This window comes from Bacillus sp. EB106-04-02-XG92 (assembly GCF_058791995.1).
In genome coordinates this window covers 403,776-426,551 of sequence record NZ_JBYTEA010000005.1, presented here as the reverse complement: position 1 = coordinate 426,551, position 22,776 = coordinate 403,776, and the positions used below count along the sequence as shown (strand labels likewise).

The window sequence follows — 22,776 nt, the reverse complement described above, 5'->3', positions numbered from 1 at the left end:
AAGTGAGGAATGGAATTGATATTCTAGAAAAATGAAAATATTCCTATATGTAAACAGTATCTTGTGAAAGTTGCGACTGAAAAATATGCTATTGATTCATTGAAGGAGGCTTAATTGTATCAAAATAAAAGGGCGTAGATAAAAATAAAACGTAGAAAGTTTTTTATAGGAAATGTTATTTCGATATAAATATAAATTATAAAGAAATATGTAAAAGACGGTTTCGTACATTATCGAAACCGTCTTTTTGTATGCATTAGTGCTGATTCTGTTTGCGAGCTTGCTCTGGTGTATCCAGTCCAGTAGCACCCGGATATTGTAGTGATTGGTCACGGTCAGATTCAACGCGGCGTGATTCTCTTAGTTTTCGTTCTTGACGATCTTTACCCATAATGAATAGCACCTCCTTATTAAAAGTGTTGCTGTTATATGAAAAAACTATGCGCGAAGAAAGTGGATTAACTTTCATAAAAAGTTCCCATAATGGAAAACATAGGAGGTGAAATGATGGAAGGGAGTACTTTTTATTTTGTAGCTTGGATAGGGTGGATCGTCGTAACATTTTTTATGAAAAAGGACTCTATTCGGTGGAAAATAAGCGCTTGTATATTGATTTTTATTATTTGTTCTCCGTTACATGTAACGATTGCTTCATTTACGGTATCAGTAAATGCACTTTTGCTTTGTATTGTTGCTTTTATAGGAATCACGCTCTATTCTATTTGGAAAAAAATATATAGCTTACTTTCGGCACTTATTATTGCAATGTTATATACAAGTTTTCATTTGTTAGAAGTATATGATCCAATTTGGATTGTGGTGGACAGGTTGTTTTTGTTAAGCAGCGCCCTTGTGTATGCATCGGTTTTATTACATGAGGATCGCATATTACGATTATGTTCTCTTTATATAGGAATGTTACAGGGAGAATTGTTAGTGAAACTTATTTTTCGAAAGTTACATTTCCCTTATGATTACGGAAGTTTAGCGTTTTTTGATATCGTCGCCGTTTCTACATTGTTCATGGCAATTTTGTTTTGGATTGCAAAAGCATCAATATATATGGAACAGTTCAAGAGAAAAACACGTAAAAGAAAGGCGAGGGTAATACATGACTGAATATACACCGGCCATTTTATGCGGCGTAATAGCGGGGACAGTAACGAGAGTGCTAATGCTCCGGACGGATACGCGGCAATATCCGACGAGGCTCCATGGGAAAATTATTCACATTGCGATGGGGTTAATTGCAGCCGCTTTAGGAGCGATTGCAATTCCGTCCATTTTGAAAAAAGATTTTTCTGCCATTACGTTTCTTACGTTAGCAGCAACACAGTTTCGTGATGTGCGTAATATGGAAAGAAATACATTGCAACAATTAGATGGTTATGAGCTCGTACCGCGTGGAAATACATACATTGAAGGAATTGCATTAGTTTTTGAAAGTCGCAACTATTTGGCGATGTTAACGTCGTTTGCGACGACGTTTGCGTATATAGGGTTCCGTTCATGGATTGCTGGAGTAATTATGGCTATCATCGCATTTTTTATCGCGAAAAAATTAATGTCTGGCAGAAGGTTACATGATCTTGTTGATATCGAGCATGTTCCACTTCGTTTTGAAGGAGCAGGGCTGTATATTGATAATATTTACATTATGAATATTGGATTGCCAGCAAGACAAGAGGAAATTATGAAATATGGAATGGGTTTTATTTTAAAGCCGAAAACAATTGATGCGATGGTGACAATCTCCAACTTAGGACAACGACAGGCGATTTTACATGATGTTTCTGTTGCTTTAGGAATTTATAGAGATTCTGGTACGCCGGCGCTTGTACCGTTAGCGAAGCGTGATTTAGAGGATGGAAGAGTCGGAATCTTTGTCTTGCCGCAAGATCAAGATGCGGAGAAAGCGATAGGTGTCATAGGGAATGTGCCAACGTTAGAAAGTGCTGTTCATATGTCATCGGAAGCCCCGAAAGGAAGGGGAGATGAGGGATGATGTTAGAAAGTGTAATTCTCGCAGTTATTACAACAGCGCCGGAGAAATTTGCTGGTGGTGCCCCTTTGTTTACTTGTGAATCGACAGAGGAGTTAGAATTTGTTGCAAATAATTTAGAGGCAATTTTAGATGGTATTGCGCATCGCTTACAAGAGAATGTATATATTATTGTGAAACATTAGCAACGTGTGTTATAATGTGAGGTGTTTTGATACGTTGAGAAATATTCTGGAATGCAAATCCCTTCTTGCACAAAGAAGGGTTTTTTACATAATAAACAGAAGCAATTTGAAAGGATGAAAGTATATGCCGAAACCAGTAATAGCAATAGTAGGCCGCCCGAACGTAGGGAAATCTACTATTTTCAATAGAATTGTTGGAGAGAGAGTTTCAATCGTAGAAGATATTCCAGGTGTAACGCGCGATCGTATTTATAGCGCTGGAGAATGGTTAAATCATGAATTTAACATTATTGATACAGGTGGAATTGATATTGGAGACGAGCCATTTTTGACACAAATTCGTCAACAAGCTGAAGTAGCGATTGATGAAGCAGATGTTATCATTTTTATGACAAATGGTCGTGACGGTGTAACAGCAGCTGATGAAGAAGTTGCGAAAATACTATATCGTTCAAATAAACCAGTTGTACTTGCAGTAAATAAAGTGGACAATCCAGAAATGCGCAGTGACATTTATGATTTCTATGCATTAGGATTTGGTGAGCCATTCCCAATTTCAGGTACACACGGATTAGGATTAGGTGACTTATTAGACGAAGCTGCACAGCATTTTCCAAAGATTGAAGAAGACGGATATGATGAAGATACAATTCGTTTCTCTTTAATTGGACGTCCAAACGTAGGGAAATCATCACTTGTAAATGCTCTTCTTGGTCAAGAACGTGTAATTGTTAGTAATGTAGCAGGAACAACTCGTGATGCTGTCGATACACCATATAGCAAAGACGGAAAAGATTATGTAATTATCGATACAGCTGGTATGCGTAAAAAAGGGAAAGTGTATGAAAGTACAGAAAAGTATAGTGTACTTCGTGCATTAAGAGCGATTGAACGTTCTGACGTTGTTTTAGTCGTTTTAGATGGTGAAGAAGGAATTATTGAACAAGATAAAAAAATCGCTGGATACGCTCATGAATCAGGGCGAGCTGTCGTTATCGTTGTAAACAAATGGGACGCAGTGAAAAAAGATGAGAAAACAATGAAAGCATTTGAAGAAAACATCCGTGCTCACTTCCAATTTTTAGAGTACGCACCGATTGTGTTCTTATCTGCGAAAACGAGAAAACGTACACAAACGTTAATTCCAGTTATCGATGAGGTAAATGAGAGTCACAGTATCCGTATTCAAACGAATGTATTAAATGATGTAATTATGGATGCGGTAGCGATGAACCCAACGCCAACACATAACGGTAGTCGTCTGAAGATTTTCTATGCAACACAAGTTGCGGTAAAACCACCAACATTTGTTGTGTTTGTAAACGATCCAGAATTATTGCACTTCTCATATGAGCGCTTCTTAAAGAATCGTTTACGTGAATCATTTGGCTTTGTAGGAACGCCGATTCACATTATCGCTAGAGCAAGAGACTAATGGAGAGGATGTGATTTTATGACAAAAATCACAGTAGTTGGAGCAGGTAGCTGGGGAACAGCGTTAGCGATGGTATTAGCTGACAATGGGCATGATGTACGTATTTGGGGAAATCGTTCTGAACTTATGGATGAGATTAATACAAAACATGAGAATAGTCGATACCTTCCAGGAATTACATTGCCAAGCACAATCGTAGCCTACTCTTCTTTAGAAGAAGCATTAGTAGATGTAAATGTAGTACTTCTTGTAGTACCAACGAAAGCGTACAGGGAAGTATTGCAAGACATGAAGAAATATGTAGCGGGTCCGACTACTTGGATTCATGCAAGTAAAGGAATTGAACCTGGTACGTCAAAACGTATTTCGGAAGTGATTGAGGAAGAAATTCCAGAGAACTTAATTAAAGACGTTGTTGTACTGTCTGGACCGAGTCATGCTGAAGAAGTTGGTTTACGTCAAGAGACGACGGTTACATCAGCGGCGAAGCGTATGGAAGCGGCTGAGGAAGTACAAGACTTGTTTATGAATAGTTACTTCCGTGTATACACAAATCCAGATATCGTTGGAGTTGAACTTGGTGGTGCGTTAAAAAATATTATCGCATTAGCTGCGGGGATAACTGATGGACTTGGATTAGGTGATAATGCGAAAGCGGCATTAATGACGCGTGGTTTAACGGAGATTGCTCGTTTAGGAAGAAAAATGGGTGGAAATCCGTTAACGTTTGCTGGTCTAACTGGTATGGGTGACTTAATTGTAACTTGTACAAGTGTCCATAGCCGAAATTGGCGTGCTGGAAATATGCTTGGAAAAGGACACTCTTTAGAAGAAGTGTTAGAAAGTATGGGTATGGTTGTAGAAGGTGTAAGAACAACGAAAGCTGCTCATGAATTGGCAGAGAAAATGGAAGTGGAAATGCCGATTACAGCTGCTTTATATGACGTGCTATTTAATGGGAATAATGTAAAAGATGCAGTAGGCTCATTAATGGGACGTGTTCGAAAACACGAAGTAGAAGCTATACCTGACTTACTGTAAAGAAAAGCGACAGGAGTACAATTGTACTTCTGTCGCTTTTTATTTTTTTGGGTCTTTTCACCATTTTTTTATTTTTGCATAGGATGAAGAGTAACTTGAGGAGAGGGTGAAAAGAATGGATAATAACATTTTTAATAACATTGAAAAAGAAGCGAAAGTGAATAAAGAAGATATTTTTAAATTAGCATCATCTGTACAAAATGCGAATTTACGTGATGAGACTGTGCTTCGCCAATTGATTCATCAAGTCGCTCTTATGGCAGGACGTGAAGTGCCAAAAGAACAAGAGGATCAAATTGTAAAAGCGATTATTAACAATAATATGCCAGCAGATTTTGGCTCGTTAAGCAAAATGTTTAAAAAATAAAATATGAGAAACAAAGAGTTTGTAGATTGCATATGATAGCCATGAAAGTATGGGAATAGAGCTGTTTTGGGCATATTTGGTCAACCGAAGCGAGAGGATACACTCGCTTCGGTTTTTATGTTTATGGAGACTAGTGGAAAATACTGAAAAACGTATTGATTACAGTTACACATTCGCAATTTGTAGTAAAATGTTCTTTTTATATTTGTTTAAAGATTTTAATTTGTTAAAATAGTATAAAAATAGATTAATAAAAAGGGGTGTGTATATGTCGGAAGGGCTTATAAAAATGTGGTTTGCATTAGGGGCAATTGGATTTATGTTTTTTGCAGTAAGTTTTATTTTGCTAAGCAGATATAAAATAAAGAATAAAATTTTGAAAGGGATTACAGCTTTGGTAGCCTACACCCTTATGGTTGTATCAGGAATTGTTATATTTCTTGTTGTATTTAGTGGGCCTGTACAGCAGTAAAGGGGATGGTCTCGAAAATACTACATACGGAGCAAGTTATATTAGTATGAAAAGGTGGTTACTAGTGAAAAAAATCCATATTATTTTAATATTTTGTTGTATCAGCCTTTTAACAGGATGTCTGTATCCGAAAGAAAATATGAAACAAAATGCTGTCCCTTATGAAGATCAGCTACAGGTCGTTCAAAAAGCTGTTGCGACATTTAAGGAGCAAAATAGTGGGATATTGCCAATTAAGACGCGGGATATGAATACGCCTATTTATCAAAAGTATCCAATCGATTTTCAAAAGATTGCTCCGCGTTACATACAAGAAGCGCCAGGGAACGCGTATGAAAGCGGAGGAGTCTATCAATACGTATTAATAGACGTTGAAACAAACCCGACAGTAAAGTTAATTGATGTTAGGATGGCTGAACAAATTCAGGAATTATCTTTAAAGCTTCGGATGTATCGAGATGAACATCAATATCCACCTTTTAAAAAGGTAATTTCAGATGGAGTGTATGAATTAGATTTCAAAAAACTAGGATATAAAGATGTACCGCAAGTGACAAGTCCGTATTCTGGTAAAGGGCTTCCGTTTGTAATCAATGAAAAAGGAGAGATTTTTGTTGATTATAGAATCGATTTATATGAAGCGTTGAAAAAAAATGAAGGGCAATTTAAGGAGGGAGAAGATATTAGGAATATACTTTCGAAAGATTCTCCATTTGTACCTGCGTATTCTTTGCCGTATACGGTAAAGGATGGAGAACCAATTTTTTTAAAATCATAAGTCATGAACCTTTCTTTTAGTGAATAAGTTCTAGAAGAAAGGTTTTTTATGTTACACAACTTGCGATGCAAACAAAAGGTATTTTTTAATAGTCATATGAAATTGGACAAAATTATATGATATATTGTCCGAACTTCTAGAATACCATTATATTATATCAGATATTATAGGCAACGTTAGAGAAGGTATTAGTTGACTATAAACGTGGAATTATTCCCAAAAATATTGAGGGAGGGAATCACTTGGAAAAGGTAGATATTTTTAAAGATATTGCGGAACGCACAGGCGGTGATATTTATTTTGGAGTTGTAGGAGCTGTTCGAACAGGGAAATCAACATTCATTAAAAAATTTATGGAACTTGTAGTTATTCCTAATATTGAGAATGAATCTGACCGTCAAAGGGCGCAGGATGAACTGCCTCAAAGTGCTGCTGGACGTACAATTATGACGACGGAACCGAAGTTTGTTCCAAACCAAGCGGTTTCTATCGAAGTAGATGAAGGTCTTGAAGTGAATATTCGATTAGTAGATTGCGTCGGATATACGGTTCCAGGAGCAAAAGGCTATGAAGATGAGAATGGCCCGCGCATGATTAATACTCCTTGGTATGAAGAACCTATTCCATTCCATGAAGCTGCAGAAATTGGAACACGTAAAGTAATTCAAGAACATTCAACAATTGGTGTTGTAATTACAACAGATGGAACGATTGGTGAAATTCCAAGAAGAGATTATATAGAGGCAGAAGAACGCGTCGTAAATGAGTTAAAAGAAGTCGGAAAACCTTTCATTATGATCATCAACACTGTACAGCCATATCATCCAGATACAGAGCAATTGCGTCAAAGTTTATCTGAAGAATATGATATCCCAGTCATTGCGATGAGTGTCGAAAGTTTAAGAGAAACAGATGTGTACAATGTGCTTCGAGAGGCGTTATTTGAGTTCCCTGTTTTAGAAGTGAATGTGAACCTTCCGAGCTGGGTAATGGTGTTAAATGAAGGGCATTGGTTACGCCAAAGTTATCAAGAAGCTGTTCAAGAGACTGTTAAGGATATAAAACGTCTTCGTGATGTGGACCGTGTCGTGTGGCAGTTTAGTCAGTATGAATTTATTGATCGAGCGAGCCTAGCTGGCATTGATATGGGGCAAGGCGTAGCAGAAATTGATTTATATGCACCAGATGAATTATATGATCAAATTTTAAAAGAAGTAGTAGGGGTAGAAATTCGAGGGAAAGATCATTTATTGAAGCTTATGCTCGATTTATCCCATGCGAAAATAGAATACGATCAAGTGGCGGATGCCCTGCGCATGGTAAAGCAAACAGGATATGGTGTAGCGGCGCCTGCGTTAGCTGATATGAGCTTAGATGAGCCAGAAATCATCCGGCACGGTTCAAGGTTTGGTGTGAAATTAAAAGCTGTAGCTCCATCTATTCATATGATTAAAGTAGATGTGGAGTCTACGTTTGAACCAATCATTGGTACTGAAAAGCAAAGTGAAGAATTAGTTCGTTATTTAATGCAGGATTTTGAAGATGATCCATTATCAATTTGGAATTCTGACATATTTGGACGTTCGCTAAGCTCTATTGTTCGAGAAGGCATTCAAGCGAAACTATCTTTAATGCCAGAAAATGCGAGATATAAATTAAAAGAAACGCTAGAAAGAATTATTAATGAAGGATCTGGCGGATTAATTGCGATTATATTATAAGAAAAAAATCCCTCTCATCGTAGAGGGATTTTTTTAATTTTTGCATATAAAATAGAAAAATAAACAGTCATTATCTAATATATTGTTGTAAATTGTCAAGTTTCATCAGATTTTCACATTTTAAGAGTAACAATTTCCTTAAAAATATTGAATTATAAAGGAGAATCGTATAATATAGGCGTTGATAATGATTTATCTACATCTTTGTAGTATAGAATTTGCAAAAATTGCCTACAAATGAAAGTAAGACTCATTTTATGATCATTATACAGTCTTATCTTTGGGAGGAGGTGAATGGCATGAACAAGACAGATTTAATCAATGCTGTTGCAGAAGCAAGTTCCCTTTCTAAAAAGGACGCAACAAAAGCAGTAGACGCTGTTTTTGATTCTATCTTAGAAGCTTTAAAACAAGGTGATAAAGTACAACTGATCGGATTCGGTAACTTCGAAGTTCGTGAGCGTGCGGCTCGTAAAGGTCGTAACCCACAAACAGGTGAGGAGATTGAAATCGCTGCAAGTAAAGTACCTGCATTCAAACCTGGTAAAGCGTTAAAAGATGCGGTTAAATAATCCTTACATATTAACAGGGAAGAAGAGTTTCCTTTTTGGAAACTCTTCTTTTTGCTTTTAAAAACATAAATATGCTAGAATGTGTTCGTATCACTTTTAGGTTTTCGGGAGGGCTAGCGGATGGCAAAAGTTAATTTAGAACAAATTGAACATGCAGTACGCCTTATTTTAGAGGCAATCGGAGATGACCCAAATCGTGAGGGAGTACTTGATACACCAAAGCGTGTTGCAAAAATGTACGCAGAAGTGTTCTCAGGTATGCATGAAGATCCGAAAGAACATTTACATAAAGTGTTCGGAGAAGATCACGAGGAGCTTGTATTAGTAAAAGATATACCGTTTTATTCGATGTGTGAGCATCATTTAGTTCCATTCTATGGAGTTGCTCACGTTGCATATATTCCGCAAGGCGGAAAAGTGACAGGGTTAAGTAAATTAGCTCGCACTGTAGACACAATTGCACGTCGTCCACAACTACAAGAACGTATTACATCAACAGTAGCGAACTCTATTATGGAAGTACTAGAGCCGCATGGTGTAATGGTAGTAGTAGAAGCGGAACATATGTGCATGACGATGCGTGGCGTGAAAAAGCCAGGTGCGAAAACAGTAACAACAGCAGTACGTGGTGTGCTAGAAAATGATGCTGCGGCACGTAGTGAAATTTTATCTTTTATTAAAACGAAGTAAAGAAAAGTGGGAAACTGCTTTTCTTTTTTTTTTTTTGTAAATAAATGATATAGTTTTAGGAAGACAGAGTGAGAATAGAAAGACTCCTTACAAGAATGGAAGATGTTATTTCATTCGGTGGAAGTTTAGAAAGAGTAGCCAAGTTTTGGTTATAGAAAATAGAATGTATGTGTTATAATAAGTTTTATGAATTAGAAAACAAGGGTGATTTTTGTGTGTGACATCTACGGAGGGTATGCGGGTATAAGAGAGAAATTGATGGAGAAATTACGCCATCCTTATTTTATAAACTATATTGAAGAACCATATATTGATGAAGAGAAAATAGCATTGTTATATGGTGCTTTAAAAAGTGCAAAATTACATATAGAACAAATTGAGCATTATGTAGTAACGATTATGCTTGTTCAAATTGCGCTTGATACACATGAAAGAGTATCAAATAAGGCAGGGGAAGAAGCAAATGAATCGCATAAACGTCGTCAGTTAACAGTGCTTGCTGGTGATTACTATAGCGGGTTATATTATTACTTATTGTCTATGAATCGTGATATTGTTTTAATTCGTGCGCTTGCTGAAGGAATTAAAGAAATTAATGAACACAAAATAATGTTATATCAAAAAGCGCATAAAACGATGGATAACATAATGGAAAGTGTAGTAACGATTGAGTCTGCACTCTTACAAAAAACATGTAATCATTTTCATTTATCGCATTGGAAGCCGTTTATAACGTATGTACTAGGAAAAAATCGTCTTCAAAAAGAATGTGAACGATACGCTGATAAACAACATTCACCTGTTTTTCAAGCTGTTCAAGAGATTTTGAACGATAAAGCAGATGCAGAAACAGTTATGAATGGATGGATGATGGAACTCAGAAAGAAAGAAAATCAATTTTTAGAAAATCACACAGATATAAGCGAAATAAACTCTGTGTTAAGAGATAAATCGAAGACATAAGCAATTTTACATTGGAAGAAGGTACGAGCATGCAACAATCAAAAGAAGAAAGAGTACATGATGTATTTGAGAAAATCTCTGATAAATATGATGTAATGAATTCTGTAATTAGTTTTCAAAGACATAAAGCGTGGCGTAAAGAGACGATGCGCATTATGGATGTAAAACCAGGTAGTAAAGCACTTGATGTATGCTGCGGGACAGCGGACTGGACAATTGCACTAGCTGGAGCGGTAGGTGAACAGGGCAAGGTTGTTGGTTTAGATTTCAGTGAAAATATGTTATCTGTCGGTAAGCAAAAGGTAGAGGCGTTACAATTAAAACAAGTGGAACTTCTACACGGGAATGCGATGGAACTTCCATTTGAAGATAACACATTTGATTATGTAACGATTGGATTTGGTTTACGTAACGTACCGGATTATATGCACGTATTAAAAGAAATGACGCGTGTAGTAAAACCAGGTGGAAAAGTAATTTGTTTAGAAACATCTCAGCCAACAATGATTGGTTTTCGACAAGGGTATGTTTTATACTTTAAATATATCATGCCTTTATTTGGAAAGTTATTTGCGAAAAGTTATAAAGAATATTCATGGTTACAAGAATCTGCTAGTACATTCCCTGGTATGAAAGAATTGGCTAATATGTTCGAAAAAGCTGGACTTGAACGTGTACAAGTGAAGCCGTTTACTTTTGGGGTAGCAGCGATGCACTTAGGTATGAAACCAGAATCAAAATAGAAAAAGAAAAAAGAAGTTTTAGGTTAAGGTGAACAATATGAAGTTACAACTTATGTACTCTTTTTTACGATCGGATATTAATGTGATAGAAAAAGAATTAAAAAAGACAGTTGCTTCTGAACAGCCATTAGTAGAAGAGGCGGCATTACAACTTATTGAAGCTGGTGGGAAGCGAATTCGTCCTGTATTTGTCTTGCTTGCGGGGAAATTTGGAGATTATAAGTTAGATGCAATTAAGCATGTAGCTGTTGCGTTAGAACTTATTCATATGGCTTCTCTTGTTCACGATGATGTTATTGATGCTGCGTTTTTACGACGTGGTAGTGCAACTGTGAATGCGAAATGGGGAGATCGCATTGCAATGTATACAGGGGACTATCTATTCGCTAAGTCTCTTGAATGTATTACAAATATCGAAATTCCTGAGGCGCATCAGGCGTTATCGCATACCATTTTAGAAGTGTGTAAAGGTGAAATTGAACAAATTAAAGATAAGTATAACTATGATCAAAATTTAAGAACGTATTTAAGAAGAATAAAGCGAAAAACAGCATTATTAATTGCTGCGAGTTGCCAATTAGGAGCAATTGCTGCTGGCGCTAATCGTGATACGGTAAATCGTCTGTTTTGGTATGGGTATTTCGTAGGAATGTCGTATCAAATAATTGATGATATTTTAGATTTCGTTTCCACAGAAGAGAAACTTGGAAAGCCTGCTGGTGGAGATTTGCTACAAGGGAATATTACGCTTCCTGCCCTATATGCGATGGAAGATCCGGTTCTTTGTAAAAAAATCAAATCTGTACATGAAAATACAACAGCGGATGAAATGAAAGAAATTATTGAGGCTGTAAAGAATAGCGCTGCTATTGATAAAGCATTTGCGTTTAGTGAACGTTATTTACATAAAGCATTAGAAATTATAAAACCACTTCCACGTGGACAAGCGAAGTATGCATTACAAAATGTAGCAAAGTATATTGGAAAACGAAAATTTTAGTGTTTTTTCTAAAAAATAAAATAATCTCTCTATTTCAAAACTATTGCACAATTGTGATAAGGGTGTTAATATGTGTGTGGGGATATACAATTACATACATAATTCAGAAGTGGAGAGATTTTTTATGGAAAAAACATTTCTAATGGTTAAACCAGACGGTGTACAACGTGCCTTCATTGGGGAAATTGTAGCTCGTTTTGAGAAGAAGGGCTTTCAATTAGTTGGTGCAAAATTAATGCAAGTCACTCCGGAAATTGCTGGACAACACTATGCTGAGCACACAGAGAAACCTTTCTTTGGTGAATTAGTAGACTTTATTACATCTGGCCCTGTATTCGCAATGGTATGGCAAGGTGAAGGTGTAGTAGATACAGCTCGTAACATGATGGGTAAAACAAGACCACATGAAGCAGCTCCTGGAACAATTCGTGGAGATTTCGGTGTAACTGTTGCGAAAAACATTATCCATGGTTCTGATTCGTTAGAAAGTGCAGAGCGCGAGATTGCTATTTTCTTTAAAGAAGAAGAATTAGTTGACTACTCAAAATTAATGAATGAATGGATTTACTAATTATTTTGAAATAATTTGTAAACGCTTTAATCACTGTGATAATAGTAGAAAGTGCAAGGAGAATAGGGGTATTCTTCTTGCACTTTTTTTATTTCAATTAGTTACGAAGTTTAGGCTGTTATGATATATTGATATGTAAAGTAAACGGCCTATCGGGGAATAAGCGAATGGCTGATGTAGTATATAATTTTTTTATATTTTTAGAGTAATGAAGGATAATTTTATTGCTTAATATAGCGAGATAAATACATATACGAAAAGAGGAATAACGTATGCGATATATTACAGCTGGTGAATCTCATGGTCCACAACTTACAACGATTATAGAAGGTGTACCAGCAGGTCTACCAATAGTTGCGGCTGATATAAATGAAGAGTTAGCTAGAAGGCAAAAGGGATATGGGCGTGGTAGACGCATGCAAATCGAAACAGATCAAGTGCAAATTGTAAGTGGTGTTAGACATGGAGAGACATTAGGTTCTCCAATTGCACTTGTTGTTGAAAACCGTGATTTTGCACATTGGACAAAAATTATGGGTGCAGAGCCGCTAACGGAACAAGAAGAAAAAGAAATGAAAAGGAAAGTAACAAAACCAAGACCGGGACATGCTGATTTAAATGGTGCGATTAAATATGGTCATAGAGATATGAGAAATGTACTGGAACGTTCTTCAGCTCGCGAAACGACAGTACGTGTTGCTGCTGGTGCAGTTGCTAAAAAAGTGTTAGCGGAACTTGGTATTACAGTAGCGGGCCATGTAATTGAAATTGGCGGCGTTGAGGCTAAGGAGACTACGTATCGTTCAATTGAAGAATTAAAAATCATTACAGAAGCATCACCCGTACGTTGTTTAGATGAAGAAGCTGGTAATCAAATGATAAAAGCAATTGATGATGCGAAATCAAATGGTGATTCCATCGGTGGCATCGTTGAAGTAATTGTGGAAGGAATGCCAATTGGGGTCGGTAGCTATGTACATTATGATCGAAAACTAGATGCAAAATTAGCGGCTGCAATTATGAGCATTAATGCTTTTAAAGGTGTCGAGATTGGAATTGGTTTTGAGGCAGCACATAGACCAGGTAGCGAAGTTCATGATGAGATTCTTTGGAATGAAGAGCATGGATATACACGAAGAACAAATAACGCAGGTGGTTTAGAAGGCGGAATGACGACTGGAATGCCAATTGTTGTGCGCGGTGTGATGAAACCGATACCTACACTATATAAACCTCTTCAAAGTGTCGATATTGATACGAAAGAGCCTTTTACAGCGAGTATTGAACGTTCAGATAGTTGTGCTGTTCCAGCGGCTAGTGTCGTTGCAGAAGCGGTTGTAGCTTGGGAATTAGCGACAGCTTTAATAGAACAATTCGGATTAGATCGTATCGACCTTATTCGTGAAAATATTGAGAAACATAATGAATATGCGAGGGGATTTTAATGGAAAACATACATATTCAAACGAAATCAAAAGAATATGATGTACATGTAGGAAAAAAATCGTTGTCACATTTGACAACAATCGTTCAAAACATGCAGCCATCTGTATCAAATATTATGATCATTTCAGATGAAGCTGTTGCGTCTTTACACTTACAGACAGTTTTAGATGTGTTGCAAATAGAGCAAAAAGTATTTTCATTCGTTGTACCGAGTGGTGAAAAAGAGAAGTCTTTTGAAAACTTCTATGCGGCTCATACGTCAGCTCTTGAAAATAAATTAGATAGAAATTCTTTAATTATCGCACTTGGAGGCGGGATGATTGGAGATTTAGCTGGTTTTGTTGCTGCATCGTTTATGCGTGGAATTCGCTTTGTTCAAGTTCCAACGACTCTATTAGCTCACGATAGCGCGGTAGGTGGGAAAGTAGCGATTAATCACCCATTAGGTAAAAATATGATAGGGGCATTCCATCAACCAGAAGCAGTTGTATATCATACGCCGTTTTTACAGTCTCTTCCTGAAAAAGAGTGGCGTTCAGGTTATGCAGAAGTGATAAAACATGCTCTTATTGGTGATGTAAAGCTGTATCATTGGCTGAAAGAAGAAGTGCAAACATTATTAGACCTTCGTGATGAGAAATTAATCCACATATTAACGAAGGCGATTCCTGTTAAGGCAAACATTGTATCGCAAGATGAAACAGAAAAAGGTGTACGTGCTCATTTGAACTTTGGACATACGTTAGGTCATGCTCTTGAAAAAGAACTAGGATATGGAAACATTACTCACGGTGACGGAGTAGCGGTTGGGATGTTATTTGCTTTATTTTTAAGTGAGCAAGTGTACAATGTTGATCTGTCTTATGAAGAGATGAAGCAGTGGTTCTTAAAGTACGGCTATCCCAAAATGCCAAGTGATTTGAATGTAGAGCGTCTCGTTCAATTGATGAAACAAGATAAGAAAGCGAATGCTGGAGCAATTCATATGGTATTAATGCAGGAATATGGGGTAGTGAATGTCGTATCTATTTCAGATGAGACTGTTCATATTGCGTTAGAGGCATTTCAAAAGGATATGGCTTAAGAAGTGTTAGAGGTATTCTCGTAATAGTGGCGGTTAAGATAAACGATTACAGTGAGGGATTGCAACCGTCGCGTAATCGAATTGAATAAAATGACTGGGGGAAGAAAAATGAGAGTGAAAGAGCAATTGTTAACTTTGAGAGCATATGTACCTGGGAAAAATATTGAAGAAGTAAAAAGGGAATATGGGTTATCAAAAATTGTGAAATTAGCATCGAACGAAAATCCATTCGGTTGCTCAGCACATGTAACAGAAGCATTAACTTCTTTAGCGAGTCAATACGCTCTTTATCCAGATGGGTATGCTTTTGAACTTCGAACAAAAGTAGCTGAGCAGTTAGGTGTTAAGGCCGAACAACTGTTATTTGGTAGTGGCTTAGATGAAGTCATTCAAATGATTAGTCGTGCATTACTACACGAAGGAACAAATGTTGTAATGGCGAATCCAACATTCTCGCAATACCATCACCATGCTGTTATTGAAGGGGCAGAAGTTCGTGAAGTACCACTGAAAGATGGTATTCACGATTTAGATGCGATGTTACAGCAAGTAGATGATAAAACGAAGATTATATGGATTTGTAACCCGAATAATCCAACAGGTACATATGTAGAGAAACAAAACTTACTTTCATTTTTAGAATCAGTTCCTAAGTCAGCGCTCGTTATTATGGACGAAGCATACTATGAATATGCGGGAGCAGAAGACTATCCGCAAACACTACCACTTCTTGAAAAGTATGAAAACCTTATGGTTTTACGCACGTTTTCAAAAGCATATGGTTTAGCTGCTTTCCGTATTGGATATGCGGTTGGTAATGAGAAGTTAATTGGGCAGTTAGAAGTAGCAAGATTACCATTTAATACATCGACTGTAGCGCAATCTGTAGCACTTGCTGCATTAGAAGATCAAGCGTTTTTACAAGAATGTGTGAAAAAGAATGAAGAAGGATTAAATCAATATTACGCGTTTTGTAAGGAATATAACGTATTCTATTATCCATCTCAAACAAATTTCATTTTCTTAAAACTAGGTATTCCTGGTAATGAGGCTTTCGAGCGATTAATGAAGAAAGGCTATATTGTTCGTTCTGGTGCTGCATTTGGTATACAGGATGGTATTCGTATTACTGTCGGTTTGAAAGAAGAAAATGATGAAATTATAGAACTATTGAAAGAGATTGTAAACGAGCAAGTAAAGAAAGAAGAAACATACTCTTAAGAGTTTGTAAAGGCTCCTAATATAGGAGTCTTTTTTATTTAAATAAAGAAGAACTGTAAAGAGTTCGTGCGGGTCAATAATCAATAAGGAAAGTTATTTGCAAGGTAATGAAAGAAAACGGTACAATAGAAAGTAGTAATGCGGTATCGGTGTCATATTCGAATCGTTATGAGTGAAAGTACAAGAAGCAGTATGCTCTTTCTAAAGGTAGCGTTGTTACACCTAGTTGCTTATGATAAAGTGAAACTTTAATGAGTGAGGGGATGCTCATCCCCTCACTCATTATTAGCCCGCACCAATCGGGCTGCCTGCAAATAGCGGGTGAAATGAACAGAAAAGAATATTCTTTATAATTAAAGGAGACGTTTATGCAAAAGTTTGAACAAGCTGTTTCATATATTGAAAATGGTGAAGCAGAAAAAGGATTACAATTATTAAAAGAACAATTAAAAATTGCGAATGATGAAGAGAAGTATGATATCGCTCGCTATTATCATACACTTGGATTTATGGATGAAGCGTTAGCTATTACAGAAGATTTACGTTTATTGTATCCGGAAGAAAGTGAATTCACTGTATTTTTAGCAGAATTATATATTGATCTAGATAAAGAAGATGAAGCGATTGAAGTACTTCATGATATTCCGGAAAATGATGATTTATATGTTCAATCGTTATTACTTGTTGCGGATTTATTCCAAATGCAAGGTTTCGATGATGTAGCAGAACAAAAACTATTAAAGGCGAAAGAAATGATGCCCGACGAGCCAGTTATTACGTTTGGATTAGCAGAGTTATATAGTAGTAAAGGAGAAGAACAAAAGGCAATCACTTATTATGAGTCGCTATTAGCGGAACATAAAGTAATGGGTGGTGTTGTCATTGCACTTCGCCTCGGAGAAACATTAAGTGCGATTGGAAATTGGGAAGAAGCAATTTCTTATTACGAAGCAGGTTTAGAGGAACAAAAAGATATTCACTCATTATTTGGATATGCCTTCACGTTATACCAAGGTGAAGAATATCAACGAGCAATTGGTGCTTGGCAAGAGCTAAAAGAATTAGATCCTGAGTATGCATCACTTTACATGTATTTAGCGAAAAGCTATGAAAAAGAAGGAATGCTTCAAGAAAGCTATGAAACACTTCATGAAGGAATTAAAGTAGATGAGCTTTCTGTACCATTTTATGTAGAATTAGCGAACATTGCGGCGAAATTAGGAAAAATAGCTGAAGCAGAGGAAGTACTTCAAAAAGCGCTTGAGTTAGATCCAGGACATTTAGGTGCAACATTAAAATATGCGTATATCTTAAAGGAACAAGAAAAGTATGAAGAGCTAATTGCTGTTGTAGAGCGTGCAATTGATAGCGGAGAACCAGATACACAACTACTTTGGGATCTTGCGTTTGCAAAAAAACAATTAGAAATGTATTCGGATGCATTAAAACACTATGAAAGTGCATATACTTCTTTTAAGAATCATCCAGACTTCTTGGAAGAGTACGGTTATTTCTTATTGGAAGAAGGAATGCGAAAAGAGGCGAAAGAAGTATTTACTCAGTTAATACAACTAGACCCGACACAAATTCATATTGAAGAATTGTTATATAATTTAGAGGATTTTTCATAAGTTGGAAGGAAACTGAATGCCGCTTCTTGAATCTAAAAAGAAAAGAGAAAGACAGAGGAGGGACTTAATTGCTATGAATACCCCTGTTTCTGTAAACGAGAAGAAGGATTTTGTGAAATGGTTTTTGAATAATTACCAACTGAAACAGCGTGAATGTGTATGGATTTTGAATTATTTAATGAGTCACGACCAATTGATGCATAAAGTCCACTTCGTAGAGCATGCAAAATATTGTCCGCGTGGCTTAGTGATGTCCGCGAATTGTGTAAAAGATACACCGTTTCACTTTTTTAAACAAAATGTTATGACAACAGATGCTGAAAAATCGTTCCATGATATTCGTTTAAATCGAGATGAGGATATTTATATTCAACTCAATTTTAAATCATCATTTCAAAATGCCAATTATGTAGCTGTATTAGAAGAAAACCCGTATTTACCAAAGCATATTGAAGTAAATGAAAAAGATCGTTTACTTGCAGAAAGATTTTTAGAAGAAAGTGTATTTTCTTTTAGAAGAGAACGCCTTTTGAAACAAATTGATGAAGCGCTAGATAAGCAAGATAAGGAAGCGTTTCATAAGTTAACGGCGGAGTTAAAGATGTTGTAGAATTCATTTGGATTCATAAAATTTTACAAATTTCAGACTTTTTATGAAAAACTACCTTAATATAGGTAGTTTTTCTTTTTTTACCTCTTTTAGTATGGTTTAATATATATAAAGTGAAAGTTCTGTCATTTACAAGGGAGGAGGGAAGTAATTTGAAATGGATTGTAAAAGATGTAGAACAGTTTGAGCAAGCAAGAGAGTATGTAGATACAGGTGTTATACCACTTTTATCAATTTCAGCAGCAAAAGAAATGAAAACGGTAGTAGAGCAAGGCGAATTTATCGAATTGCTAAGTATGGAGCTGGAAAGAGAATATAAAGGAAGAGTGCTTTTACTACCTGCATTTACGTATTTAGTAGAAAGTCAAAAAAACGAAAAAGGTCGTTTGCAAGAATGGACAAAACATTTACAAGAGCAAGGTTTTAAGCATATTGCTTATGTTACAAGTGATTTTTCATGGAAAGAAAATATGCAAGAATTGCAGGGAGATTTATTTTGGTTTCCTTCATTAGCGTTAGAACAATTTAGTGATCAAGCGAAAAGAGAAGTTATTCATGCACATATAAAAAATATAATGGTGATGTTAGAAGAAAAATGGGGAAAGTGATAATAAACAGAAAGTTCTTATTATTATGAGTAGTATGATATTGACCTGTGCATGAGCGTATTATATCATGATAGTGTCCTAGTTTTTATTTTTTATATAATTTATCACGAGGGGACAATTTCTGATAGAGGGGGGAAATTTTCGTGAGCGAGAAAGAACATCGTGTGTCAAGAAGACAGTTTTTAAATTACACCCTTACAGGGGTAGGAGGCTTTATGGCAGCGGGTATTTTAATGCCGATGACGCGATTTGCGCTTGATCCGGTGTTAAGAAAAGAAGCGGGAACGGATATGGTTGCTGTTGCACAAGTAAAAGACATTACAACAGAGCCGAAACGTTTCGACTTTAAGGTAAAGCAGGTTGATGGTTGGTACAAGTCAGAAGAGCCAAAATCAGCTTGGGTTCATAAAGATGAAAGCGGAGACATTGTTGCGTTCTCTCCAGTATGTAAACATTTAGGGTGTACAGTTAACTGGAATTCGGACAAAGCACATCCAAATCAATTCTTTTGTCCATGTCATGGGGGCCGTTACACAAAAGACGGGATGAACGTTAAAGGCACGCCGCCCCTTGCTCCGCTTGATATTTATGAATCTAAAGTGAAAGATGGAACACTGTATCTAGGAAAAGCGAAGCCAAAAGGGGGTGCAAAGTAGATGTTAAATAAAATTTATGATTGGGTAGATGAAAGGTTAGATATTACACCAATATGGCGTGATATCGCTGATCATGAAGTACCTGAGCATGTTAACCCGGCGCATCACTTTTCTGCATTCGTCTACTGCTTTGGTGGACTTACCTTTTTCGTTACTGTAATTCAAATTTTATCTGGAATGTTTTTAACGATGTATTATGTGCCTGATATTAAAAATGCTTGGGAATCGGTTTATTATTTACAAAATGAAGTTGCGTACGGGCAAATCGTTCGTGGTATGCACCACTGGGGTGCTAGTCTTGTAATTGTAATGATGTTTTTACATACACTTAGAGTTTTCTTCCAGGGTGCATATAAAAAGCCTCGTGAGCTAAACTGGATTGTTGGTGTTCTTATTTTCTTCGTTATGTTAGGTCTTGGTTTTACCGGATATTTATTACCGTGGGATATGAAAGCGTTATTTGCTACGAAAGTAGGGATTCAAATTGCAGAGCAAACGCCGCTTATTGGTCCTTATATTAAAACATTACTCGCTGGTCATTCCGAAATTGTTGGCGCTCAAACATTAACTCGCTTCTTTGCTATTCACGTCTTCTTCTTACCAGCAGCACTTCTAGGTTTAATGGCCTTCCACTTCATCATGATTCGCAAACAAGGTATTTCCGGTCCGCTATAAGAGATTGCTAAATTAAAGGGGAAAGAACTAAAGGAGGGAGATTATGCATCGCGGCAAAGGGATGAAGTTTGTAGGAGATTCTCGGGTACCGGTAGCTCGGAAACCAAATATTCCAAAAGACTATTCTGAATACCCAGGGAAAACAGAAGCATTTTGGCCGAACTTCTTGTTAAAAGAATGGATGGTTGGTGCAGTTTTTTTAATCGGTTATTTATGTTTAACAGTGGCGCATCCGTCACCGCTTGAAAGAATGGCGGATCCAACTGATGCCGGATATATACCACTTCCAGATTGGTATTTCTTATTCTTGTATCAGTTATTAAAGTATTCTTATGCTTCTGGCTCATTTACTGTAATTGGGGCATTTATTATGCCAGGGATTGCGTTTGGTGCATTACTGTTAGCTCCATTTCTTGATCGAGGACCAGAAAGACGCCCATTGAAGCGTCCTGTAGCAACTGGATTTATGCTTTTAGCAATTGCATCTATTATCTTTTTAACTTGGGAATCTGTAGCACACCACGACTGGGAAGCTGCAAAAAAACAAGGAGCAATTGTAAAAACAGCACCAGTTGATAAAAATGATGATGGCTATAAATTAATGCAAAAAAATACTTGTTTAACATGTCACGGTGATAATTTACAAGGCGGGGCAGCAGCACCAGCGCTGCAAAACTTAACTTTAAAGCCAGAAGAAATTGCTAAAATTGCGAAAGACGGAAAAGGTTCCATGCCTAAAGGTGTATTTAAAGGTACAGATGAGGAACTGAAGAAACTTTCGGAATTCGTTGCAAAGTATAATAAAAAATAATAAAAAGCTGACTACAAAAAAATTGTAGTCAGCTTTTTATTTTGATGAAAGAAAGTTTACTATATAATAGAGTAGAGTTTGAGAAAAGAATGACTTTGTTTGAAAGGTGTTGGGTATACAGCTTGGTTTACTTGTATGCAATGTTAAGACAACGTTCTGTATTATTATTTTTATTAGTTGTTAACATATTAGGTACGATATACGGATTTATATGGTATGGAAATCAATTAAAAGAAACTTCACCTATATTTTGGCTGTTTGTACCGGATAGCCCAATGGCGAGTCTCTTTTTTGTCTTTGTGTTAATTGCTTTTTTAATAAAGAGAAATTGGGGATTCATAGAGGCGCTAGCGATTGTTACTTTAATAAAATATGGTATATGGGCTGTTGTTGTCAATGGGGTTATGATCTATGTAAAAGGTCCTATTGGTCTTATCGGGTATATGTTAATGCTTTCGCATTTTGCGATGGCAGTACAAGCAGTGTTATATGCGCCGTTTTACCGTATAAAAAAATGGCATTTTGCGGTAGCGGCTATATGGACATTACATAATGATGCAATTGATTATTTATTTTGGCAAATGCCGAGATATGGAATTATGCATTTGTTTGTAGGAGAAATTGGTTATTTTACGTTTTGGCTAAGCATCGCCACATTATGTGTTACATATTATTATTGCTTACGTAAGAACCGAAAACAGTTTTCTTTATGAACATTTAGGGGGAGAAAATGAAGAAGAATAAGAGTGGTACAAAAATATTGGATCGATTGATTACGATAGTTGTTTCATATAGTATAGCATTTTCTATATTTGCACTCGCAACAACGGCGGTTGTATACGGAAAATGGCTATATTATTTTGAAATTGATTTTTTAAATATTCCAGACTTAGCGGATATGACGAAGGCTGATATTAAAAGAAATTATGATGTGCTTATTACATATTTATCTCCGTTTTATGATGGAGAATTACAGTTTCCTACATTAGATATGTCTACAAATGGCCGTATTCATTTTGTAGATGTTAAAAATATTTTAGTGAAAATTCAATATGTGATGTATGCGACAATTATGATTGCGATAGTAGGTGGCATGTATTTATTGAAAAAGAAAAATGAAAAGTTTTTATTACACGGATCGATTTTAACAATTATCTTTCCGATAGCGCTTATGTTACCGATCGCTATTAATTTTGAAAAGAGTTTTGTATTATTTCATAAGCTGTTATTTAGTAATGATTATTGGATGTTCGATATTGAAACGGATCCGATTATATTAATGTTACCAGAAGAATTCTTTATGCATGCTGCATGTGCTATTTTATTATTTATTTTATTAGGTAGCATAATTTCTTATAGCTTGTATAGATTTTTCGTAAAAAAGAAAAGGATTTCAAAGGAAAAATTCTCTGTTTAAAGAGAATTTTTTTGTTTGTAAAACGATAATATATTTTTCGGTCCAGTTCTGTTCTATTCTTGTCCAAATTCACATAT

The 22,776-nt window shown here is 36.3% G+C and carries 27 protein-coding genes; 26 read left to right on the top strand and 1 reads right to left on the bottom strand.

Going from position 1 to position 22,776, the window contains the following annotated elements:
• Window positions 1–256: 256 nt before the first annotated feature.
• The gene (locus AC3WVA_RS16010) at window positions 257–391 is read right to left on the bottom strand and encodes a YpzI family protein (protein ID WP_000513900.1); all 135 of its coding nucleotides are present in this window, start codon (window positions 389–391) and stop codon (window positions 257–259) included.
• A 116-nt stretch (window positions 392–507) separates the two neighbouring features.
• On the opposite strand from AC3WVA_RS16010, the gene AC3WVA_RS16005 reads away from it, so the two are divergent.
• The 26 genes from AC3WVA_RS16005 to lit all read left to right on the top strand — a co-directional run bounded on the left by AC3WVA_RS16005 (window position 508) and on the right by lit (window position 22,699).
• On the top strand, window positions 508–1,119 hold the full coding sequence (locus AC3WVA_RS16005; protein WP_098521195.1) for a YphA family membrane protein: 612 nt from the start codon (window positions 508–510) through the stop codon (window positions 1,117–1,119).
• A complete protein-coding gene (locus AC3WVA_RS16000) occupies window positions 1,112–2,005 on the top strand; it encodes a YIEGIA family protein (protein ID WP_098521194.1) in 894 nt (297 codons plus the stop codon). Before AC3WVA_RS16005 ends, AC3WVA_RS16000 begins: the two co-directional genes overlap by 8 nt.
• On the top strand, window positions 2,002–2,187 hold the full coding sequence (locus tag AC3WVA_RS15995; protein ID WP_061677809.1) for a capping complex subunit for YIEGIA: 186 nt from the start codon (window positions 2,002–2,004) through the stop codon (window positions 2,185–2,187). The genes AC3WVA_RS16000 and AC3WVA_RS15995 overlap by 4 nt, the downstream gene beginning before the upstream one ends.
• Before the next feature lie 124 nt (window positions 2,188–2,311).
• Window positions 2,312–3,622, top strand: a complete 1,311-nt coding sequence (der, locus tag AC3WVA_RS15990) for a ribosome biogenesis GTPase Der (protein ID WP_098521192.1) — start codon at window positions 2,312–2,314, stop codon at window positions 3,620–3,622.
• Window positions 3,623–3,640: 18 nt separating this feature from the next.
• Window positions 3,641–4,663, top strand: a complete 1,023-nt coding sequence (locus tag AC3WVA_RS15985) for an NAD(P)H-dependent glycerol-3-phosphate dehydrogenase (protein WP_029440681.1) — start codon at window positions 3,641–3,643, stop codon at window positions 4,661–4,663.
• Window positions 4,664–4,778: 115 nt separating this feature from the next.
• Entirely contained in the window at window positions 4,779–5,030 is a 252-nt protein-coding gene (locus AC3WVA_RS15980; RefSeq protein WP_000369753.1) for a stage VI sporulation protein F, read from the top strand.
• A gap of 268 nt (window positions 5,031–5,298) precedes the next feature.
• Window positions 5,299–5,502, top strand: a complete 204-nt coding sequence (locus AC3WVA_RS15975) for a DUF2768 domain-containing protein (protein ID WP_001288997.1) — start codon at window positions 5,299–5,301, stop codon at window positions 5,500–5,502.
• A gap of 64 nt (window positions 5,503–5,566) precedes the next feature.
• Window positions 5,567–6,280, top strand: a complete 714-nt coding sequence (locus AC3WVA_RS15970; RefSeq protein WP_098521191.1) for a YphF family lipoprotein — start codon at window positions 5,567–5,569, stop codon at window positions 6,278–6,280.
• Between the two features lie 242 nt (window positions 6,281–6,522).
• Window positions 6,523–8,001, top strand: a complete 1,479-nt coding sequence (gene spoIVA / locus AC3WVA_RS15965) for a stage IV sporulation protein A (protein ID WP_000416519.1) — start codon at window positions 6,523–6,525, stop codon at window positions 7,999–8,001.
• A 299-nt stretch (window positions 8,002–8,300) separates the two neighbouring features.
• Window positions 8,301–8,573: an HU family DNA-binding protein gene (locus AC3WVA_RS15960; protein WP_001043860.1), complete on the top strand. Its 273-nt coding sequence runs from the start codon at window positions 8,301–8,303 to the stop codon at window positions 8,571–8,573.
• A 120-nt stretch (window positions 8,574–8,693) separates the two neighbouring features.
• Entirely contained in the window at window positions 8,694–9,263 is a 570-nt protein-coding gene (gene folE / locus AC3WVA_RS15955; protein WP_001151482.1) for a GTP cyclohydrolase I FolE, read from the top strand.
• A gap of 213 nt (window positions 9,264–9,476) precedes the next feature.
• Window positions 9,477–10,226, top strand: coding sequence for a heptaprenyl diphosphate synthase component 1 (locus AC3WVA_RS15950; RefSeq protein WP_141539642.1), 750 nt, complete (start codon window positions 9,477–9,479; stop codon window positions 10,224–10,226).
• 29 nt (window positions 10,227–10,255) lie between these two features.
• Complete coding sequence (gene menG, locus AC3WVA_RS15945) at window positions 10,256–10,969, top strand: 2-heptaprenyl-1,4-naphthoquinone methyltransferase (RefSeq protein ID WP_048527034.1); 714 nt, start codon at window positions 10,256–10,258, stop codon at window positions 10,967–10,969.
• 37 nt (window positions 10,970–11,006) lie between these two features.
• Window positions 11,007–11,969: a heptaprenyl diphosphate synthase component II gene (gene hepT, locus AC3WVA_RS15940; RefSeq protein WP_048527036.1), complete on the top strand. Its 963-nt coding sequence runs from the start codon at window positions 11,007–11,009 to the stop codon at window positions 11,967–11,969.
• A 124-nt stretch (window positions 11,970–12,093) separates the two neighbouring features.
• Window positions 12,094–12,540 carry a nucleoside-diphosphate kinase gene (ndk, locus tag AC3WVA_RS15935; RefSeq protein ID WP_000415885.1) on the top strand — a complete coding sequence of 149 codons (447 nt, stop codon included), beginning with the start codon at window positions 12,094–12,096 and terminating at the stop codon, window positions 12,538–12,540.
• Window positions 12,541–12,812: 272 nt separating this feature from the next.
• A complete protein-coding gene (gene aroC / locus AC3WVA_RS15930; RefSeq protein ID WP_098345128.1) occupies window positions 12,813–13,985 on the top strand; it encodes a chorismate synthase in 1,173 nt (390 codons plus the stop codon).
• Entirely contained in the window at window positions 13,985–15,070 is a 1,086-nt protein-coding gene (gene aroB, locus AC3WVA_RS15925; RefSeq protein WP_048527039.1) for a 3-dehydroquinate synthase, read from the top strand. The genes aroC and aroB overlap by 1 nt, the downstream gene beginning before the upstream one ends.
• A gap of 108 nt (window positions 15,071–15,178) precedes the next feature.
• Window positions 15,179–16,291: a histidinol-phosphate transaminase gene (gene hisC / locus AC3WVA_RS15920; RefSeq protein WP_098521190.1), complete on the top strand. Its 1,113-nt coding sequence runs from the start codon at window positions 15,179–15,181 to the stop codon at window positions 16,289–16,291.
• Window positions 16,292–16,659: 368 nt separating this feature from the next.
• Window positions 16,660–17,922: a tetratricopeptide repeat protein gene (locus tag AC3WVA_RS15915; RefSeq protein ID WP_098345130.1), complete on the top strand. Its 1,263-nt coding sequence runs from the start codon at window positions 16,660–16,662 to the stop codon at window positions 17,920–17,922.
• Window positions 17,923–17,995: 73 nt separating this feature from the next.
• Window positions 17,996–18,532, top strand: coding sequence for a ReoY family proteolytic degradation factor (locus AC3WVA_RS15910; protein ID WP_001095922.1), 537 nt, complete (start codon window positions 17,996–17,998; stop codon window positions 18,530–18,532).
• Window positions 18,533–18,684: 152 nt separating this feature from the next.
• Window positions 18,685–19,140, top strand: a complete 456-nt coding sequence (locus AC3WVA_RS15905; protein WP_048527044.1) for a YpiF family protein — start codon at window positions 18,685–18,687, stop codon at window positions 19,138–19,140.
• A 143-nt stretch (window positions 19,141–19,283) separates the two neighbouring features.
• Window positions 19,284–19,796 (top strand): menaquinol-cytochrome c reductase iron-sulfur subunit, encoded by a 513-nt coding sequence (qcrA, locus tag AC3WVA_RS15900; RefSeq protein WP_048527045.1) that lies wholly within the window; start codon window positions 19,284–19,286, stop codon window positions 19,794–19,796.
• Window positions 19,797–20,471: a menaquinol-cytochrome c reductase cytochrome b subunit gene (qcrB, locus tag AC3WVA_RS15895; protein WP_000932700.1), complete on the top strand. Its 675-nt coding sequence runs from the start codon at window positions 19,797–19,799 to the stop codon at window positions 20,469–20,471. It abuts the gene before it with no gap.
• A 43-nt stretch (window positions 20,472–20,514) separates the two neighbouring features.
• On the top strand, window positions 20,515–21,282 hold the full coding sequence (gene qcrC, locus AC3WVA_RS15890) for a menaquinol-cytochrome c reductase cytochrome b/c subunit (protein ID WP_000554601.1): 768 nt from the start codon (window positions 20,515–20,517) through the stop codon (window positions 21,280–21,282).
• A 122-nt stretch (window positions 21,283–21,404) separates the two neighbouring features.
• On the top strand, window positions 21,405–21,995 hold the full coding sequence (gene lhaT, locus AC3WVA_RS15885; protein ID WP_141539641.1) for a lipoprotein heptaprenylglyceryl N-acetyltransferase LhaT: 591 nt from the start codon (window positions 21,405–21,407) through the stop codon (window positions 21,993–21,995).
• 17 nt (window positions 21,996–22,012) lie between these two features.
• On the top strand, window positions 22,013–22,699 hold the full coding sequence (gene lit, locus AC3WVA_RS15880; protein ID WP_098521188.1) for a lipoprotein intramolecular transacylase Lit: 687 nt from the start codon (window positions 22,013–22,015) through the stop codon (window positions 22,697–22,699).
• Window positions 22,700–22,776 lie beyond the last annotated feature (77 nt).

Excerpts from the sequence above, each read along its gene's own strand:
- AC3WVA_RS16010 (WP_000513900.1), bottom strand. The coding sequence starts at position 391 with ATGGGTAAAGATCGTCAAGAACGAAAACTAAGAGAATCACGCCGCGTT.
- AC3WVA_RS16005 (WP_098521195.1), top strand. The coding sequence starts at position 508 with ATGGAAGGGAGTACTTTTTATTTTGTAGCTTGGATAGGGTGGATCGTC.
- AC3WVA_RS16000 (WP_098521194.1), top strand. The coding sequence starts at position 1,112 with ATGACTGAATATACACCGGCCATTTTATGCGGCGTAATAGCGGGGACA.
- AC3WVA_RS15995 (WP_061677809.1), top strand. The coding sequence starts at position 2,002 with ATGATGTTAGAAAGTGTAATTCTCGCAGTTATTACAACAGCGCCGGAG.
- der (WP_098521192.1), top strand. The coding sequence starts at position 2,312 with ATGCCGAAACCAGTAATAGCAATAGTAGGCCGCCCGAACGTAGGGAAA.
- AC3WVA_RS15985 (WP_029440681.1), top strand. The coding sequence starts at position 3,641 with ATGACAAAAATCACAGTAGTTGGAGCAGGTAGCTGGGGAACAGCGTTA.
- AC3WVA_RS15980 (WP_000369753.1), top strand. The coding sequence starts at position 4,779 with ATGGATAATAACATTTTTAATAACATTGAAAAAGAAGCGAAAGTGAAT.
- AC3WVA_RS15975 (WP_001288997.1), top strand. The coding sequence starts at position 5,299 with ATGTCGGAAGGGCTTATAAAAATGTGGTTTGCATTAGGGGCAATTGGA.
- AC3WVA_RS15960 (WP_001043860.1), top strand. The coding sequence starts at position 8,301 with ATGAACAAGACAGATTTAATCAATGCTGTTGCAGAAGCAAGTTCCCTT.
- folE (WP_001151482.1), top strand. The coding sequence starts at position 8,694 with ATGGCAAAAGTTAATTTAGAACAAATTGAACATGCAGTACGCCTTATT.
- menG (WP_048527034.1), top strand. The coding sequence starts at position 10,256 with ATGCAACAATCAAAAGAAGAAAGAGTACATGATGTATTTGAGAAAATC.
- hepT (WP_048527036.1), top strand. The coding sequence starts at position 11,007 with ATGAAGTTACAACTTATGTACTCTTTTTTACGATCGGATATTAATGTG.
- ndk (WP_000415885.1), top strand. The coding sequence starts at position 12,094 with ATGGAAAAAACATTTCTAATGGTTAAACCAGACGGTGTACAACGTGCC.
- aroC (WP_098345128.1), top strand. The coding sequence starts at position 12,813 with ATGCGATATATTACAGCTGGTGAATCTCATGGTCCACAACTTACAACG.
- aroB (WP_048527039.1), top strand. The coding sequence starts at position 13,985 with ATGGAAAACATACATATTCAAACGAAATCAAAAGAATATGATGTACAT.
- hisC (WP_098521190.1), top strand. The coding sequence starts at position 15,179 with ATGAGAGTGAAAGAGCAATTGTTAACTTTGAGAGCATATGTACCTGGG.
- AC3WVA_RS15915 (WP_098345130.1), top strand. The coding sequence starts at position 16,660 with ATGCAAAAGTTTGAACAAGCTGTTTCATATATTGAAAATGGTGAAGCA.
- AC3WVA_RS15910 (WP_001095922.1), top strand. The coding sequence starts at position 17,996 with ATGAATACCCCTGTTTCTGTAAACGAGAAGAAGGATTTTGTGAAATGG.
- qcrB (WP_000932700.1), top strand. The coding sequence starts at position 19,797 with ATGTTAAATAAAATTTATGATTGGGTAGATGAAAGGTTAGATATTACA.
- qcrC (WP_000554601.1), top strand. The coding sequence starts at position 20,515 with ATGCATCGCGGCAAAGGGATGAAGTTTGTAGGAGATTCTCGGGTACCG.
- lit (WP_098521188.1), top strand. The coding sequence starts at position 22,013 with ATGAAGAAGAATAAGAGTGGTACAAAAATATTGGATCGATTGATTACG.